At 71.6% G+C, this 16,926-nt stretch carries 16 protein-coding genes and 1 pseudogene; 9 read left to right on the top strand and 8 right to left on the bottom strand.

Annotated elements, in window-relative coordinates; genetic code table 11:
- Positions 1-85: 85 nt before the first annotated feature.
- The 4 genes and pseudogenes from EDC02_RS08740 to EDC02_RS08725 all read left to right on the top strand — a co-directional run.
- Positions 86-955, top strand: coding sequence for a PAC2 family protein (locus EDC02_RS08740; protein ID WP_123601502.1), 870 nt, complete (start codon positions 86-88; stop codon positions 953-955).
- 84 nt (positions 956-1,039) lie between these two features.
- Positions 1,040-2,062: a methyltransferase gene (locus EDC02_RS08735; RefSeq protein WP_123601501.1), complete on the top strand. Its 1,023-nt coding sequence runs from the start codon at positions 1,040-1,042 to the stop codon at positions 2,060-2,062.
- A gap of 158 nt (positions 2,063-2,220) precedes the next feature.
- On the top strand, positions 2,221-3,012 hold the full coding sequence (locus EDC02_RS08730) for a GntR family transcriptional regulator (RefSeq protein WP_123604633.1): 792 nt from the start codon (positions 2,221-2,223) through the stop codon (positions 3,010-3,012).
- A gap of 64 nt (positions 3,013-3,076) precedes the next feature.
- A pseudogene (locus EDC02_RS08725) lies at positions 3,077-4,105 on the top strand (lytic polysaccharide monooxygenase); the annotation flags it as partial.
- Positions 4,106-4,258: 153 nt separating this feature from the next.
- Here the strand turns inward: EDC02_RS08725 and mshC are convergent.
- The 6 genes from mshC to EDC02_RS08695 form a co-directional block, all read right to left on the bottom strand.
- On the bottom strand, positions 4,259-5,503 hold the full coding sequence (mshC, locus tag EDC02_RS08720) for a cysteine--1-D-myo-inosityl 2-amino-2-deoxy-alpha-D-glucopyranoside ligase (RefSeq protein WP_123601500.1): 1,245 nt from the start codon (positions 5,501-5,503) through the stop codon (positions 4,259-4,261).
- Between the two features lie 50 nt (positions 5,504-5,553).
- Positions 5,554-6,303 (bottom strand): SCO1664 family protein, encoded by a 750-nt coding sequence (locus tag EDC02_RS08715; RefSeq protein WP_123604632.1) that lies wholly within the window; start codon positions 6,301-6,303, stop codon positions 5,554-5,556.
- A gap of 73 nt (positions 6,304-6,376) precedes the next feature.
- Complete coding sequence (locus tag EDC02_RS08710) at positions 6,377-6,967, bottom strand: DUF3090 domain-containing protein (protein ID WP_123601499.1); 591 nt, start codon at positions 6,965-6,967, stop codon at positions 6,377-6,379.
- 64 nt (positions 6,968-7,031) lie between these two features.
- Entirely contained in the window at positions 7,032-7,748 is a 717-nt protein-coding gene (locus EDC02_RS08705) for an MSMEG_4193 family putative phosphomutase (protein ID WP_123601498.1), read from the bottom strand.
- Positions 7,749-7,834: 86 nt separating this feature from the next.
- Positions 7,835-8,662, bottom strand: coding sequence for an undecaprenyl-diphosphate phosphatase (locus tag EDC02_RS08700; RefSeq protein WP_123601497.1), 828 nt, complete (start codon positions 8,660-8,662; stop codon positions 7,835-7,837).
- Positions 8,659-9,711: an LLM class F420-dependent oxidoreductase gene (locus tag EDC02_RS08695; protein WP_123601496.1), complete on the bottom strand. Its 1,053-nt coding sequence runs from the start codon at positions 9,709-9,711 to the stop codon at positions 8,659-8,661. Before EDC02_RS08695 ends, EDC02_RS08700 begins: the two co-directional genes overlap by 4 nt.
- Positions 9,712-9,918: 207 nt before the next feature.
- Here EDC02_RS08695 and EDC02_RS08690 point away from each other — a divergent pair, with 207 nt between their 5' ends.
- Together EDC02_RS08690 and EDC02_RS08685 are read left to right on the top strand one after the other, a co-directional pair.
- Positions 9,919-10,890, top strand: a complete 972-nt coding sequence (locus tag EDC02_RS08690; RefSeq protein ID WP_123601495.1) for an aldo/keto reductase — start codon at positions 9,919-9,921, stop codon at positions 10,888-10,890.
- 86 nt (positions 10,891-10,976) lie between these two features.
- Positions 10,977-11,168, top strand: coding sequence for a DUF5703 family protein (locus tag EDC02_RS08685; protein WP_123604631.1), 192 nt, complete (start codon positions 10,977-10,979; stop codon positions 11,166-11,168).
- A gap of 9 nt (positions 11,169-11,177) precedes the next feature.
- Here EDC02_RS08685 and EDC02_RS08680 read toward each other — a convergent pair whose 3' ends face one another.
- Both EDC02_RS08680 and EDC02_RS08675 read right to left on the bottom strand, forming a co-directional pair.
- On the bottom strand, positions 11,178-11,852 hold the full coding sequence (locus EDC02_RS08680; protein ID WP_123601494.1) for a hypothetical protein: 675 nt from the start codon (positions 11,850-11,852) through the stop codon (positions 11,178-11,180).
- A 40-nt stretch (positions 11,853-11,892) separates the two neighbouring features.
- Positions 11,893-13,215, bottom strand: a complete 1,323-nt coding sequence (locus tag EDC02_RS08675; RefSeq protein WP_123601493.1) for a M20/M25/M40 family metallo-hydrolase — start codon at positions 13,213-13,215, stop codon at positions 11,893-11,895.
- Positions 13,216-13,390: 175 nt separating this feature from the next.
- Between EDC02_RS08675 and EDC02_RS08670 the strand changes: the two genes are divergently transcribed.
- The 3 genes from EDC02_RS08670 to EDC02_RS08660 all read left to right on the top strand — a co-directional run bounded on the left by EDC02_RS08670 (position 13,391) and on the right by EDC02_RS08660 (position 16,906).
- Entirely contained in the window at positions 13,391-14,023 is a 633-nt protein-coding gene (locus EDC02_RS08670; RefSeq protein WP_233605810.1) for a hemerythrin domain-containing protein, read from the top strand.
- A gap of 100 nt (positions 14,024-14,123) precedes the next feature.
- Positions 14,124-15,110 carry a LysR family transcriptional regulator gene (locus tag EDC02_RS08665; protein WP_123601491.1) on the top strand — a complete coding sequence of 329 codons (987 nt, stop codon included), beginning with the start codon at positions 14,124-14,126 and terminating at the stop codon, positions 15,108-15,110.
- 296 nt (positions 15,111-15,406) lie between these two features.
- Positions 15,407-16,906, top strand: coding sequence for a S1 family peptidase (locus tag EDC02_RS08660; protein WP_123601490.1), 1,500 nt, complete (start codon positions 15,407-15,409; stop codon positions 16,904-16,906).
- Positions 16,907-16,926 lie beyond the last annotated feature (20 nt).

Here is a 16,926-nt window from a genome sequence, read left to right as displayed (position 1 = left end):
ACAACTACCCCGCACCCAGACGTCGACGAGTAGTCGCAACGACCGCGAGCGCGCTGCCCGGTCGGTACGACGGCGAGGAGGCCCGGTGACCGAGTTCGACGGTCTGCCGGTGCTGCGGTCACCGGTGGCGATCGCCGCGTTCGAAGGCTGGAACGATGCCGCGGACGCCTCCACCGCGGCCGTCGAGCACCTGCAGGAGGTCTGGCAGGCCCGGGAGATCGCCGCGCTGGACCCGGAGGACTTCTACGACTTCCAGGTCAGCCGGCCGACCATCACCGGCTCCAGCGGCGACGCCCGCCGCATCGAGTGGCCGACGACCCGGTTCATGGTGGCCAGCCCGGAAGGCACCGACCGGGACGTGGTGCTGATCCACGGGATCGAACCGAGCATGCGCTGGCGCACCTTCTGTGAACAGGTCCTGGAGCTGTGCCACAGCCTGGAGGTCAACCGGGTGGTGCTGCTCGGCGCCCTACTCGCCGACGTGCCGTACACCCGGCCGCTGCCGATCAGCGGGACCGCGTCGGAGAAGGAGGCGGCGCAGCGACTCCAGCTCGTCCCGACCCGGTACGACGGTCCCACCGGGATCGTCGGGGTGCTGCAGGACGCCTGCGCCCGTGCGGAGGTGGACGCGGTCTCGTTCTGGGTGCACGTCCCGCACTACGCCAACAACCCCCCCTGCCCGAAGGCCACACTGGCGCTGCTGCACCGGGTGGAGGACGTGCTCGACCTGCCGGTGCCGATGGCCGACATGGCCGAGGAGGCGGCGAAGTGGGAGGCCCGGGTGCGGACCACCGCCGAGCAGGACGCCGAGCTGGGCGAGTACGTTCGCGAGTTGGAGGAACGGGTCGGCGACGCGGGTATCCAGCCGCTGACCGGTGACGAGATCGCCCAGGAGTTCGAAAAGTACCTGCGCCGCAGGGGTGGGTCGGCCGGCCCGACAGCCGGTTCGTGGTGATCGGCCGGACGGATACCCGACCCGGATCTATCGGCTAACTGACAGCTCCGTCAGTCAGACGGCCCTTTACCGGAAAATGTCCGGATGCTAACCCCCACCCCTCTTATGCGTCTGGTGACCGGTTTCTGGAGCTTCAAGACCCTGGCCGCCGCCGTCGAGCTGAACCTGTTCACCAGGCTCGCCGGCGGCCGGACCATCACCGTCGGGCAACTGTGCGACGAGTACGGGCTGGCTGAGCGCCCAGCGGACACCCTGCTCGCCGCCTGCGCCTCGCTCGGACTGCTCACCAAGCAACCCGGCTCCAACAGCTACCGCAACGCACCGATCGCCGAGGAGTTCCTGGTAGCCGGCCGGCCCTACTACTTCGGCGGTCAGGTTCGCTACTGCGACGAACGTACCTACCTGCCGTGGCACCGCATCGGTGAGGCGTTGCGTACCGACCGGCCGCTGACCTGGGACCCGGACACCCAGGAGTCGATCTTCGCCGACGTGGACCCGCGGATCCTGAACCTGTTCCTGGAGGCGATGTACGCCGCGTCGATCTTCACCGCCCGCGCGCTGGGCGACGCCTACGACTTCAGCGCCCACCACCGGCTACTCGACCTGGGCGGCGGGTCGGGCGCGTACCCCATCGAGTTGTGCCGGCGCTACCCGCACCTGCGGGCGAGCGTCTACGACCTGCCACACGTCGTGCCGGTCGCCGCGGAGAAGGCCACCGCCGCCGGTCTGGCCGACCGGATCGACACCGTCGCCGGTGACTTCTTCACCGACGAGAAGCTGCCGCAGGGACATGACGTCATCCTGCTCAGCATGATCCTGCACGACTGGGACGAACCGACCAACCGGGCGCTGCTGGCCCGCTGCCACGACGCGCTGCCGTCCGGCGGCACGATCGTCGTCTGCGAGTTGCTGCTCAACCCCGAACGCACCGGTCCGCCCGAGGCCGCCCTGATGGGGATGAACATGCTGGTGGAGACCGAGGGCGGGCGCAACTACTCGGAGACCGAGTACGCCGACTGGCTGGCCGACGCCGGCTTCGGTTCCATCCGTACCGTCGTCTTCGACGCCCCCGGGGCGAACGGCGCGCTGATCGCCCGCAAGCGGTGACGGTCGCCGGGCGCTGACCCGCCGCAGTGCGGTCGGGTGGACCGCACTGCTACCGACTGTTGCGATGGTGCTGTCTTGCCGGTGGCCGGGCTGGACACACTCTCTTCGTTGTCCTAGGATGCTAGGTAAAGTCGCCGGGAAGGGTGGTCAGTTCGCAGATGCAGGTCAATCCTGGAGCCGCCGAGGTTCCCCACCGCCAGATCGCCGATCTGATCCGGGAGCGGATCCGGCGCGGCGAGTGGGCACCCGGCGAGCGGCTGCCCGCCATCCCCGCGCTCGCCGAGATGTACGGCGTGGCCAAGCAGACCGCGCAGCGTACCGTCGATCAGCTCCGCGTCGAAGGACTGCTGATCACCAAGCCGGGCTCCGGCACGTTCGTCCGGGGCACCCGACGCCGACTCAACCGACTCGCCCGCGGCCGGTACGGCGGACACCGCGGATACCACGCCGACCTGGCGGCGCGCTACCGGCAGCAACTGACCGAGGTCGGCCGGGCTCCGGCGGTACCCGAAGTGGCCGACGCGTTCGGCGTCACCGACGGTACCGAGCTGATCGTCCGCCGCCACCTGGTCCGCACCGAGGACTCGCCGGTCGAGGTGGGAGCCTCCTGGTTCCGGGTGGCCGACGCCGCCGGCACCAGTCTGGAGCGGGCCGAGCCGTTCGGCCGGCCCACCTACCAGGAGGCCGAGGAGGTGACCGGCCGACGGTACGTCTGGGCGCGCGACGTGCTCAGCGCCCGCCAGCCCAGCCGGCAGGAGGCGCAGCTGCTCCGGATCCGCCCGGACACCCCGGTGCTGCATCTGCTGCACGTGGCCTACGACGCCGACCGGCGACCGATCGAGGTGGCCCAGGCTACCTGGCCCGGTCCGGTGACCACCTTGACCGAGGAGTACCGGGTCCCGGCACCCATGCCGGATCCGGACCCGGATCCCGGTCTCGTACTCGGCTGACCCGGCGATTCTTTCGCCTTACTTTGGTTTCCAGTCAAACTATTGACAGAAAAAATCGAGGCATGTGAATCTCTGGACGGGACTGTCGCGAGGGCCGCGCCGGGTGCTCACCGTCGCGGCAGCCGCCGCGCTGCTGTGCACCACCGCGCTAGCCGACGTGGCCGCCGCACACGGCTCGTCGATCGATCCGCCGTCGCGCAACTACGGGTGCTACGAACGCTGGGCCAGCGACTTCCAGAATCCAGCGATGGCCACCGAGGACCCGATGTGCTGGCAGGCCTGGCAGGCGGACTCCACCGCCATGTGGAACTGGAACAGCCTCTACATCGACGGGGTCAACGGCCAGCATCAGGCCCACATCCCCGACGGCCAACTGTGCAGCGCCGGCAACACCGGCGGCGTCCGGTACGCCGCACTGGACGAACCCGGCAACTGGCAAGCCGCCGACGTCGGCACGAACTTCACCGTCACCTACCACGACCAAGCGCTGCACGGCGCCGACTACCACCTGGTGTACGTGACCCGGCAGGGATTCGACCCGCTCACCCAGCGACTGCGCTGGAGCGACCTGGAGCTGGTCCGGACCACCGACGGCGCGGACCCCGGTGAGGGCACCCGGACCAGCAACCCCAACCTCAACGGCGTGTCGGTCGACATCCCGGTCAGCGCGCCCGGCCGGATCGGACGGCACATCGTCTACCTGATCTGGAAGGCCAGCCACGCCGACCAGACCTACTACTTCTGCAGCGACGTGAACTTTGGCGGCACCGGCGGCACCCCGCCGCCGACCACCCCGGCCCCGACCACCGCACCGACTACCCCGGCGCCCACGACCGCACCACCGACCACCGCACCACCGACCACACCGGCGCAGGGCGGCTGCACCGCGATCTTCGCCGTCGTCGCCAGCTGGCAGGGCGGCTTCCAGGCCGAGGTGCGGGTGACTGCCGGCGGTACGCCGATCAGCCGCTGGACGGTGAGCTGGACGAACCCCAGCGGGCAGCAGGTGACCCAGGCCTGGAACGCCACGATCGACAGCAACGGTTCGACCGTCACCGCCACCAACGTCGGCTACAACGGCAGCATCGGATCCGGGGGATCCACCAGCTTCGGTCTGATCGGTTCGGCCACCGGAACCCCCGTCGCACCGACCCTGACCTGCACCCCGAACTGGCCCGAGCACCGGTCGGGTCAGACGGCGGCGTCTGACCCGACCGGACCCCCGGCGCGGGTGCGGTCGGCCGGGTCAGTCGCGCAGGCGCACCCCGAGCAGGGCATCGCAGGTCTCGGCCATCAACGCCGGGGCCTGCGGGTCCGCGCCGGTACCGGCGAGCGCGTGGTCGGCCCACTCGTCGATCAGGGCCAACGCACCCGGGGTGTCGAGATCGTCGGCCAGCCGGCCACGGACCCCGGCGAGCAGCTCCGCGCCGGACGGCCCGGCGGCGGACCGGGCGGCCTCGTGCCACCGGTGCCACCGTTGCTGACCGGTCTTGAGTGTGTCGTCGGTCCACTGGCGATCAGCCCGGTAGTGCCCGGAGATCAGTGCCAGCCGCAGTGCCATCGGCGGCACCCCGTCACCCCGCAGCCGGGAGACGAAGACCAGGTTGCCCCGGGATTTGGACATCTTCTCGCCGTTGAGGCCGATCATCCCGGCGTGCGCGTAGTGTGCGGCGAACGGGCCGGTGCCGGTCAGCACCTCCGCGTGCGCGGCGGAGCATTCGTGATGGGGGAAGAGCAGGTCGTTGCCGCCGCCCTGGACGTCGATCCGGTCACCCAGCAAGCCCAGTGCGATCACCGCGCACTCGATGTGCCAGCCCGGTCGGCCCGGGCCGAGCGGACCGCCGTCCCAGGCCGGCTCACCGTCGCGGGCACCGCGCCACAGCAGCGGATCCAGCGGGTCACGTTTACCCGGACGCTGCGGATCGCCACCCCGCTCGGCGGCGAAGACCAGCATCTGCTCCCGGGACAGGTTCGACTCGTAGCCGAACCGCGGCGCGGCGGCCACGTCGAAGTACACGTCGCCAGTGCCGTCGGCCAGCCGGTAGCCGGCACCGCGGTCGAGCAGGACGCCGACCCGCTCGGCGATGGCCGGGATCGACTCCACCGCACCCACGTAGTGGTCCGGCGGGATGATCCGCAACGCCTCCATGTCCTCCCGGAACAGCGCGGTCTCCCGCATCGCGAGAACAATCCAGTCCTCCCCGTCGCGGGCCGCCCGCTCCAGCAGCGGATCATCGACATCGGTGACGTTCTGCACGTACCGCACCCGGTGCCCGGCGTCCCGCCATATCCGCTGCACCAGATCGAACGCGAGCATGGTCGCGGCGTGCCCGAGGTGGGTGGCGTCATACGGGGTGATCCCGCAGACGTACATCGTCGCCGGGTCGACCGGCCGGGTCGGTACCACCGCCCGCCGAGCGGAGTCGAACAACGCCAACGGCACACCCGTGCCGGGCAGCCGGGGCACCTCATGACCGGTCCAGGAGTCCATGCCGCCACCCTATCCAGCGGTGCCGGCGGCACCGGAGAATGGCAGACGAATCACATCGGCGGCCAGGGAATCGCGCTACGCGTCGCCGACGGCGGCGGAAAGCACCCGGCCTCGATCAGCGCGTCGACCCGCCCGCCCAGCTGGGTGATCTCGGCCTGGGTGAGCAGCGACGCCAGCTGCCCGCCCAGCGTCGCGTCGACAGCCGTACGCAGCTGACGCAACGCCGACCCGGCCTCCAGTGGCAACGGACGGCCGGACCAGCCCCACAAGACCGTACGCAGCTTGTCGTCGACATGGAAGCACAGCCCGTGGTCGACGCCGTACACCTGGTTGTCCGGTCCGGCCAGCACGTGCCCGCCCTTGCGGTCGGCGTTGTTGACCACGATGTCGAACACCGCGAGTCGGGCCAGCCGCGGATCGTCGGCATGCGCCAGGGCGTACGGCCTGCCGTCGGTGTCCCGGGCCGCCGCCACCGGCAGCCAGTCGGTCGGCACCTGGTCGGCCGCGACGAAGTCGACCAGCGGCACCGATCCGTCCGGCTCGTCGATCCACAGCTGGCAGGCGCCCGGACCGATCGGACCGTCACGCAACACCGTCGGCGGCACCAACGGCCACCCGAGCGCCTGCGCCACCAGGTGGGCGGCGACCTCCCGGCCGGCCAAGGTGCCGTCCGGGAAGTCCCACAGTGGACGCTCCCCGCGGACTGGCTTGTACACGCACCGGATCGCTGTCCCGTCGGCCTCGATGACAGCGCGCAACGTCGTGTTCGATGCGTCGATCAACTGGCCTTCGAGCCGCATCTCGCCGGTACGGAGCAGTCGCAGCACGGTGGCGTCCCGGTCCACCGCCGGCTGCCGGCCGGTCTCCGTCACCTCAGCGGTGGTAGCCGTTGTGCCGCGGGCAGAGGTGGCCGCGCGGGTCCAGCGGCTGACCACAGAGCGGACAGGGTGGACGGCCGGCGGCCACCACCCGGCGTGCCCGGTCTATGAAGCCGCGGGCCGCCGCCGGGGTCAGCCGGACCCGGAGCCGGTCCAGGCTGGCGTCGACCTCATCCTCGGTGTCGTCGTCATCGTCGTCGAGCAGGCCGTCGTCGTCGCTGGCTTCGAGCCCGGTCTCCGGCTCACCGGCGGCGATGGCCTCGATGACGACGGTGGTGGTGTCCACGTCAAAGGCCAGGCCGAGCGTGCCGACCCGGAACTCCTCGTCGACCGGCGTTTCCAGCGGTTCGTTGTCCGACTGCCCGGTCGGTAGCTCCGGCACGTCGACACCGAACCGCCGCTGCGCCTCGGCCAGCAGTTCCTCGAGCTTCTCAGCCAGCAGCGACACCTGGACCTTCTCCAGGGCCACGCTGACCACGCGACCGCCACCCCGGGCCTGCAGGAAGAACATCCGCTCCCCCGGCGGCCCGACGGTCCCCGCGACGAACCGCTCCGGCGGCTCGAAGGCATGCACCTGGTGGGTCATGTCATCGACCCTATCGGGCGGCCGGGTCGATCCGGTAACGCACCGACCCGATTGACCGGTACGCTCACTGCCGGTCACGTCCGCCGGCACCGGCGCCGCCGCCGACGGCGGCGTCGGAATCGGCCGACCCACCCCGTCGCCTCGGCCGGCGCCGCTTCGCCGGCACCAGCCCGGCCAGGTCACCGCCGGTGTCGTTGAGCCGCACCAGGAACGGCCGGGTCGTCGTGTACCGGATCACCGTCAACGAGGCCGGATCGGCCACGATCCGCTGGAACAGGTCCAGGTGCAGGCCGAGCGCATCGGCCACGATGGCCTTGATCACATCGCCGTGGGTGCAGGCCAGCCAGAGAGCGTCGGGCCCGCGTTCGGCGTCGACCACACCGTTCCAGTGCCGTACCGCGGCCACCGCGCGGGCCGCCACCGCGGCCAGCGCCTCCCCGCCGGGGAACACCGCGGCGCTCGGATGCTCCTGCACGACCCGCCACAGCGGCTGTTTCACCAGCGACCGCAGCGACTGGCCCTCCCACTCGCCGTACCCGCACTCGATCAGCCCGTCGTCGATCGCCGGGGTCGCCCCGGGGACGGCCAGCGCCAGGGTCTGCCGGCATCGGACCAGCGGGCTGCTGACCACCTGTGCCCACGGCGCCCCGGCCAGCCGGGTACCGACCGACCGGGCCTGCGCCTGGCCGGTCTCGTCGAGCTCGACCGGCTGCCGGCCGGCCAGTCCGCCCTCAGCGTTGGCCGTCGTCCGACCATGTCGCAGGAGTACCAACGTCGCCACCAGACCAGCCTACGGGGGGCGGCAGCGCGCCGGCCGGCGACCGACCCGGTCACAGCGGTCGGGTCGGGTCTCCGGTCAGGTCCGGGTCAGGTAGCCGAGATGGTTCCGGTGACCAGCAGCGCCATCACCAGGGAACCGAGCGCCACCCGGTAGAGCACGAAGGCGTACAGGGTGTGATGCGCGACATAGCGCAGCAACCAGGCGATCGCCGCGTAGCCGACCACGAACGCGATGGCGGTCGCCACCACCATCTGGGCCGCCGTGGGCGCCCGGCCCTGCGGGTCGAACACGTCGGGCAGGCTGAACAGCCCGGACATCACCACCGCGGGAATGGCCAGCAGGAAGGAGAACCGCGCGGCCGCCTCCCGGGTGAGGTTCAGCAACAGTCCGGCGGTCAGCGTGCCACCAGACCGGGAAACGCCCGGAATGAGCGCCATCGCCTGGGCGAAACCCATGATCACGCCGTCGCGCAGGGTCAACCGCTCCAGAGTACGGGTCTGCCGGCCAAGGTACTCCGCGACGGCGAGGATCAGCGCGAACACGATCAGCACGGTCGCGGTGATCCACAGGTTACGCAGACCGTCGCGGATCTGGTCTTTGAACAGCAGGCCGATCACCCCGATCGGGATCGACCCGACGATGACGTACCAGCCCATCCGGTAGTCCGGCTCGCCGCGTACCGAGGGATTCCAGATACCGACGACCCAGGTCCGGGTGATCCGCCAGATGTCCTTGGCAAAATAGAGCAGCACCGCGGCCTCGGTGCCCAGCTGGATCACGGCGGTGAACGAGGCCCCCGCGTCCGCCTCGAAGAACAGCGCCGAGGTGATCCGCAGATGCGCCGACGAGCTGATCGGCAGGAACTCGGTGAGCCCCTGCACCACGCCGAGCACGATGACCTCGACCCAGCTCACCGCCCCACCCCGGCCACGTCGAGCGCCCGCGCCACGGTCCGCAGCGTCGCCAGCCGCGCCTCGGTGTCGGCGTCGAACAGGCTGACCGACAGGGTGGTCACGCCTGCGGCGGCGTACTCACCGATCCGCCGCGCGATCCGGTCCGGCGGGCCCAGCAGCGCGGTCTGGTCGATGAACTCCAGCGGTACGGCGGCCGCGGCCTCCCGCAGCCGGCCGGCCAGATAGTGGTCCTGCACCTCGTCTGCGGCGGCGCCGAAGCCCATCCGGGTGGCCAGCCGGTGGTAGAAGTTCTGCGTCCGGCTGCCCATCCCGCCGACGTACAGCGCGGCGTACCCGCGCAGCAGGCCGGCGCAGGCGGCGACGTCGTCGCCGACCACCACCGGCACGGCCGGCACCACGTCGAAGCCGGTGAGGTCCTGACCGGTGCGGGCCCGGCCGGCGGCGATCAACGCCAGCTGGTCGGCGGCGGTGCGGGGCGAGAAGAAGACCGCCAGCCAGCCGTCGGCGATCTCGCCGGCCAGTTCGAGGTTGCGTGGGCCGACCGCGGCCAGGTACACGGGAATCCGCGGCCGGGGCGGGCGGAAGTTGAGCTTCAACGCCTTGCCCGGGCCGTCGGGCAGCGGCAGGGTGTAGTGCGTGCCCGGGTACTCGACCCGCTGGCGTCCCACCGCGAGCCGGACGATCTCCACGTACTCGCGGGTCCTGGCCAACGGCTGACCGAACCGTACGCCGTGCCAGCCCTCGGAGACCTGCGGACCGGAGACCCCCAGGCCGAGGCGGAACCGGCCACCGGACAACGTGTCGATGGTGGCGGCGGTCATCGCGGTCGCCGCCGGGGTGCGCGCCGGGATCTGCATCACCGCCGAGCCCACGTCGATCCGGCTGGTCTGGCCGGCCAGCCAGGCGAGCAGACTCGGCGAGTCGGACCCGTACGCCTCGGCGGCCCAGACCACCGTGTAGCCGAGCCGCTCCGCCTCCTGGACGAGCGCCAGTTGGTCGGCCGGTGAGCCGGCGCCCGTGAGGTAGCCGAGATTGAGTCCGAGTCGCACTCCCAGTCATCCCCCATCCCCCGCCAGGCGGGGCGTCGACGGCACTGCCGGGGCAGCGGCCGTGGCCAAGCCGCACCAGGGTACGCAATCGTCCGCCACCATTGGACAACCGGCCGGGCGACGCGCCGAACGGCTGGTCCCAGTCGGCAGCGGACGTCGGCGGGAGTGAGGATGTCCGTACCGCCAGGATCTGCTTAAGGTGCATCCATGCAGCAGCGACCGCTCGGCCGCAGCGGGCTGGCGGTCTCCCGGCTCGCGCTCGGCACCATGACCTGGGGCCGGGACACCGATGCCGACGACGCCGCGGCGCAACTGAAGAGTTACCTGGACGCCGGGGGCAATCTGATCGACACCGCCGACGTGTACGGCGACGGCGACGCCGAGGCGGTCATCGGTTCACTGCTGGACAGCATGGTGCCCCGCGAGGACCTGGTCATCGCGACCAAGGCCGGACTGCGACCGGGCGGGCCACGGCGGCGGGACACCTCCCGCTGGCATCTGCTGCGCACCCTCGACGCCTCGCTGCGGCGCCTCGGCACCGACTACATCGACCTGTGGCAGGTACACGGGTACGACCCGGACACCCCGATGGAGGAGACCCTCGGCGCGTTGGACACGGCCGTGGCCAGCGGACGGGTCCGGTACGTCGGGGTGTCGAACTTCAGCGGCTGGCAGACCGCCCGGGCGGCGGCCTGGCAGGCCGCGGTGCCCGGCCGGGCCGCCGTGGTAGCCGCGCAGGTCGAGTACTCGTTGCTGCAACGTGGGATCGAGCGGGAGGTGCTGCCCGCCTGCGCCGCGCTGGGGCTGGGCGTACTGCCCTGGTCCCCGCTCGGCCGCGGCGTGCTCACCGGCAAGTACCGGCACGGCCGCCCGGTCGACTCCCGGGCCGCGTCGCCGCATCTGGAACTGTTCGTCGCGACCTACCTGGAACCACGCTGCTCCAGCATCGTCGAGGCGGTCTCGACGGCCGCCGCCGGCCTGGGGGTGGCACCGCTGGAGGTCGCGCTGGCCTGGCTCCGGGACCGCCCCGGGGTCACCGCGCCGATCCTCGGGGCACGCACGGCGGGGCAGCTGGCCGGGGCGCTGCAGGTCGAGCGGATGACGCTGCCCACGGAGATCACCCGGGCACTCGACGACGTATCGGCGCCGGCGGTCGGCTACCCGGAACGCGACGGGTGACACAGCCCTGGGGCCGGCGGGTGACACATCCTCCGGAGGTGGCCGGCGGGTGACACAGCCTGGGGGCCGACGGCAGGATGGTGGTCATGGACTACGAGTACGCGCCGCTGCGGTTGCCGCCGGACGTCGACCGGTTGACCGCAGCCGCGCAGTTGGCGATCCAGGCCGAGTTCTCTGGCTGGGAGCTCGCCCGGGTGCGGCTGTTCCGCGACGGCACACGCCAGGTGGTGCTCCGGCGCAGGATCGCCCGGCAGCCGCAGCCCGGGCTCAGTACGTAGGAGATGCGCTCAGCGCTGGTCGCCGCCTGGGGCCTCGTCGTCATCGTCCGGCAGGTAGGCGTGCTCGTCGAGTCGGCCGACGATCTCGTCGCCGGGAACCGACCGGAACGGTCCGTCGACATCGCCGTCGCTGAACGCCTCCGGATCCAGCGGTGTGGTGACCTCGTGCACCATGACCACGCCGTCGAGCGGTTCCAGCTCCGGGATGTCCAGCGCGCCGAGTGAGCCGTCGCCGGCCTGCAGCAGCTCGAGCACCGCCTCTCCGACACCACCGACCGGCTCGGCCGCCTCGGCGGACGGGCTGCCCTGGCGGCGGGCCGCGTCGGCGATGCGGACCAGCGCGGCGACCGACGGCACCCGGTAGTCCCGACGCTGGCGTACCGAGACGACCTGCGGGTGCGGGTCGGCCGGCTCGTCGCCGTCGACGCCGCCGGCACCGACGCCGAACCGTTCGTCCGCCTCCTGCGGGTCGATCGACTCGACGTCCCAGGGTGTCACCTCACCGAAGGCGTCCAGCAGTTGCTCATCGTAGGCGTACGACGCGTTGTTGAGCGTCACGTACGCCTGCCAGACGGCGTCGTCGTCGATCCGGCCGTCGGCGGCCTTGACCGTGGCCAGATGTGCCCGGGCAGCCTGGAACACCTGCTCCAGCGCGGCGTCGAGGTCGGTGTGCTGGTCGGTCATACGGATTTGATTCCCTTCACCGTCGGTGGGGCTCAGCCGGTCAGCTCTGGCGCAGGAAGCGGTCGAGCACATGCACGCCGAACTGTAGTCCCTCGACGGGGACCCGCTCGTCGATGCCATGGAACAGCGCAGAGAAGTTCAACTCCGCCGGCAGCCGCAGCGGGGTGAACCCGAAGCAGCGGATGCCGAGTTGGCGGAACGCCTTGGCGTCGGTGCCGCCGGAGAGCATGTACGGCACGGTCCGGGCACCCGGGTCGGCGTGGCGCAGCGCGGCGGCCATCGCGCCGACCAGCGCACCGTCGAAGGTCGTCTCGATCGCCGGCTGCCGCTCGATGTGTTCGATCTCCACGTCCGGGCCGATCAGCTGGCCGAGTTCGGCCAGGAACTGGGTCTCCTGGCCGGGCAGCACCCGGCAGTCGATGGTGGCGCTGGCCCGGCCGGGGATGACGTTCTCCTTGTAGCCGGCGTCCAGCCGGGTCGGGTTGGCGGTGTTGCGGACCGTGGCACCGATGATGTTCGCGATCGGCCCCAGCTTGGCGATCGTCGACTCCGGGTCGTCCGGGTCGAACTCGATACCGAGCAGGTCGGAGACCTCGGCCAGGAAGTCCCGCACGGTCGGGGTGACGACGATCGGGAAACGGTGCCGGCCGACCCTCGCCACCGCCTCGCACAACGCCGTGACCGCGTTGTCGTCGTGCATCATCGAGCCGTGTCCGGGACGGCCCCGGGTGTGCAGCCGCAGCCAGTTGATGCCCTTCTCCGCCGTCTCGATCAGATACAGCCGCAGGTCGTCACTGACCGTGTAGGAGAAGCCGCCGACCTCGCCGATCGCTTCGGTGCAGCCGTCGAACAGTCCGGGGTGCCGCTGCACCAGGTGGTGGGCGCCGTGCCGGCCGCCGGCCTCCTCGTCGGCGGTGAAGGCCAGCACGATGTCGCGCGGTGGCCGGGTCCCGCTGCGCTGCCAGTCCCGGACCACGGCGAGCACCATCGCGTCGAAGTCCTTCATGTCGATCGCCCCGCGGCCCCACAGGTAGCCGTCGCGCAGCTCGCCGGCGAACGGCGGGACCGACCATTCGGAGGCGTCGGCCGGGACCACGTCGAGGTGGCCGTGTACGAGCAGCGCGCCACGGGACGGGTCGGTACCGCTGATCCGGGCCACCAGGCTGGCCCGGCCGGGTGCGGACTCGACGATGGTGCTGGTGACGCCGACCTCGGCGAGCTGCTCGGCGACGTACTCCGCGGCGACCCGTTCACCGACGCTGGTCAGCGGGTCACCGGTGTTGGTGGTGTCGATCCGCAGCAGGTCGCGGCAGATCCGCACGACCTCGTCGGTCGGTGCCGGCGGCGGGGAGGGTGCAGTCATGCGGTTCTTCTTACCAGCCGTCCGGCCGCTGCCCCAGCCCTGCCGCGACACGCCCTACGGTTTCGGACGACGGCGTGTCGGGTATCGCCGCGTCCGCCGGGCCGGCACCCGCACGGTTGCCGGCCACCGCGGCCGGGTGGTACGACGTCCCCGGCCCGCACCGAAGGAGACGATCGTGTCGGTAGGCCTTCCTCCCATCCCCGAACTCGGCGACGACCACCTGCCGCACGACCCGGGTGGACCTCGACTGACCACGCTGCTCGTCGAGGAGCACCGCCGGATCGAGCAGCTCTGCGGGCAGTTCGACGCGGCGGCCGACCCGGACCGGCGGCGCCAGATCGCGGACGTGCTGGTCGCCGTGGTGAGTCGGCACCTGTCGGCCGAGGAGCAGTACCTGTACCCGGCCGTCCGGGCCGCCGTGCCCGACGGAGGCGCGCTGGCCGAGCGGGGCATCGCGACGGACCGCCCGCTGCGGGACGTGCTCAGCTCATCCGACGTGGCGGCAGCCGCGACACCGGCCAGGATCGCCTCCGCCTGGCGGCGCCACCGTACGGTCGTCGAGCAGGAGCTACTGCCCGGGCTACGGGCGGCGGCGACCGACGAGGAGCTCGTCCGGCTGGGCAACCGCGCGGAGACAGCCGAGGAGGCCGCCCCGACCCGGCCGCATCCCGACGCCCCGCTGCGGCCGCCGTGGAACCGGATGGTGGACCCGGCGCTGGGGGTGCTGGACAAGACCCGGGATCTGCTGTCCGGCCGTACCACCTATCCCGAGGATCTGACGGCGGAGCCGGTCGACCGCGATGGCTAGTCCGGAATATCCGTTCAGTTCTGTTTCATATTGATGTCGGAGAACGTTTCCCGCATCGAAGGTCTTCCCGCCGATCCCGTTCTGGTCCTACCGTCACGTTATGAACCTGGAGCTGCGGCACCTGCGGGTGGTCTGCGCCATCGCGGAGACGGGAAGCGTCACCAAGGCGGCCTCCATGTTGGGGTTGGCGCAGCCCGCGCTCACCGCGCAACTGCAACGGATCGAACGGACCCTCGGTGGGCCGTTGTTCGAGCGCGACCGGCGGGGCGCCCGGCCGACCGCACTGGGCGAACTGGTCCTGGCCCGGGCCCGGGTGCTGCTGCCGGCGATGAAAGGGCTGCAGGACGAAGCGGCCCGGCTGGCCGGCACGGGCAGCGTGATGAGCAGGTTCCGGCTCGGCGGAGTCAACAGCCCGATCCTGGGTGGCCTGGTGCACCGGCTCGCCGCCGACCAGCCGCAGGCGCAGATCAGCACCTACGCCTCCTGGTACGTCGACGAGCTCGCCCAGATGGTGCTCAGCGGCCGGCTGGACTACGCACTCACCGGGGTGTGCGGGGACGCCACCCCGTCGGCCGAGTTCGGCCTGGCGTGGCGGGCGGTCGCCGTCGACGCGATCTTCGTCCTGTTGCCGGAGACCCACCCGCTGGCGCGCCGCCCGGAGATCGAGCTCGGCATGCTCGCCGACGAGCAGTGGGTCGCCGCGCCCGGCGACGGATGCTTCGGCGACTGCTTCGCCGCCGCCTGCGCACGGTCCGGGTTCACCCCCCGCAAGATGTACGAGACCGACATCCGCGGCTGTGTCGACCTGGTCGAGTCCGGCGAGGCCGTCGCCCTGTGCCAGGCGACGTTCCGGCCGATCAGCGGGCTGGTGACCCGACCGTTGGCCGGCGCGCCGCTGCGGTGGCGGCTGTTGCTGGGCTGGCACCCGGACGCGACCGCCGCCGCCCTCGCCGACCGGGTGTTCACCCACGCCACCACGGCGTACACCGACTCGCTGGCCCGCAACCCGCAGTATCTCGGCTGGCTCGCCGACAACCCCGGCTTCGGGGCGCAGAGCCTGGCCGGGATCCCGCTCGCGGACGGCTGACCGGGCTGACCGGCCCCGCCCCGACCGGCCTCGGCTCTGCCCCCGCCGATCGCTGTGACGGTATGAGCCAGCTGGTATCTGCCTGCTGACATAGACCGCCATTAAGTTGACAGCAACTCGACGTTACCCCGAACACCGACATCCGGGTCCCGACGGCACACCACGACCGGCGGACCATCCGGGCCCGGCCCGTCGGCCTCGGAAACGTCGGGGTGTCACGTGCCTCCGACCGGCTCCGCCAGGCGATCCCTGGCCGCCCGCCGGAGTCACGTCCCGTTCAATCGTCAGGGGAGCAGATGAGACGAGCACTGATCGCGGCCACCGCGGCCGCTATCCTGCCACTGGGCGCGGCCGGTCTGGCCGCGATGCCCGCCATGGCAGCACCCAGCGCCGGTCCGGCCACCCAGCCGGCCGCCGACGCGGCCGCACCCGAGATGCTTGCCGCGATGCAGCGCGACCTGGGCCTGACCGCGGCCCAGGCGCGGACCCGGATCGCCGAGGAAGCCAGCGCCAACAAAAAGGAAGCGATGCTGCGCGCCACCCTCGGCGCCGACTTCGGTGGGGCGTGGCTGTCCCCCGACGGCGGCACCCTGACCGTGGCGGTCACCGACCCGGCCCAGGCAGCGGCGGTGACCGCGACCGGCGCGAAGGCCAAGCTGGTCGACCGCAGCGCGGCCGAACTCGACCGGGTCAAGGCCAAACTCGACCGCACCGCGGCGAAGGCGCCGGCGACCGCCGTCGCCGGCTGGTACGTCGACGTGGCCACCAACACCGTGGTGGTGCTGGCCCGCGGCGACGCCTCGGTCGCCGAGAGCTTCGTCGCCGGCAGCGGTGCCGCGGCGGACGCGGTACGGGTCGTGCGCACCGACGAGACCCCGACCACCCTGTACGACGTACGAGGCGGCGACGCCTACTACATGGGCGGCCGCTGCTCGGTCGGCTTCTCGGTGACCGGCGGGTTCGTCACCGCCGGGCACTGCGGCAGCGTGGGCACCGCCACTCAGGGCTACAACCAGGTGTCGCAGGGCACCTTCCGTGGATCGTCGTTCCCCGGCAACGACTACGCCTGGGTACAGACCAATTCGAACTGGACGCCGCAGCCGTGGGTGAACAACTACAGCGGTGGCAACGTCACGGTCGCCGGCTCGTCCGAGGCAGCGGTCGGGGCGTCGATCTGCCGGTCCGGATCCACCACCGGCTGGCGCTGCGGCACCATCCAGGCCAAGAACTCGACGGTGAACTACCCGCAGGGCCGAGTGTCCGGCCTGACCCGGACCAACGCCTGCGCCGAGCCCGGTGACTCCGGTGGGTCGTGGCTCTCCGGCCAGCAGGCCCAGGGCGTCACCTCCGGCGGCTCGGGCAACTGTTCGACCGGCGGTACCACCTACTTCCAGCCGGTCAACGAGATCCTCTCGGTGTACGGCCTGACGCTGCGCACCGGCGGTGGCGGCAACCCGCCGCCGACCACCCCGCCGCCGGGCGGCGGAACCTGCAGCGGGTACCAGAACACCTACACCGGTTCGCTCTCCTCCGGCGGCACCCAGATCCAGCCCAACGGCAGCTACTTCAGCGCCGGCTCCGGCACCCACCGGGCCTGCCTGGACGGGCCGACCAGCCGCGACTTCGACCTGTACCTGCAGCGGTGGAGCGGCAGCAGCTGGGTCAGCGTGGCCAGCGGCACCAGCCCCGGACCGGACGAGACGCTGACCTACAGCGGCTCCTCCGGCTACTACCGGTACGTGGTCCACGCGTACAGCGGTTCGGGCAGCTACTCGCTCGGCATCACCCGGCCGTAGCCGTTCGTCTCCCGGCCGGG

This window comes from Micromonospora sp. Llam0, from assembly GCF_003751085.1.
Classification (GTDB): domain Bacteria; phylum Actinomycetota; class Actinomycetes; order Mycobacteriales; family Micromonosporaceae; genus Micromonospora_E.
The sequence above is the reverse complement of the archived record's forward strand: the minus strand, read 5'-3'. Positions and strand labels throughout refer to the sequence as shown.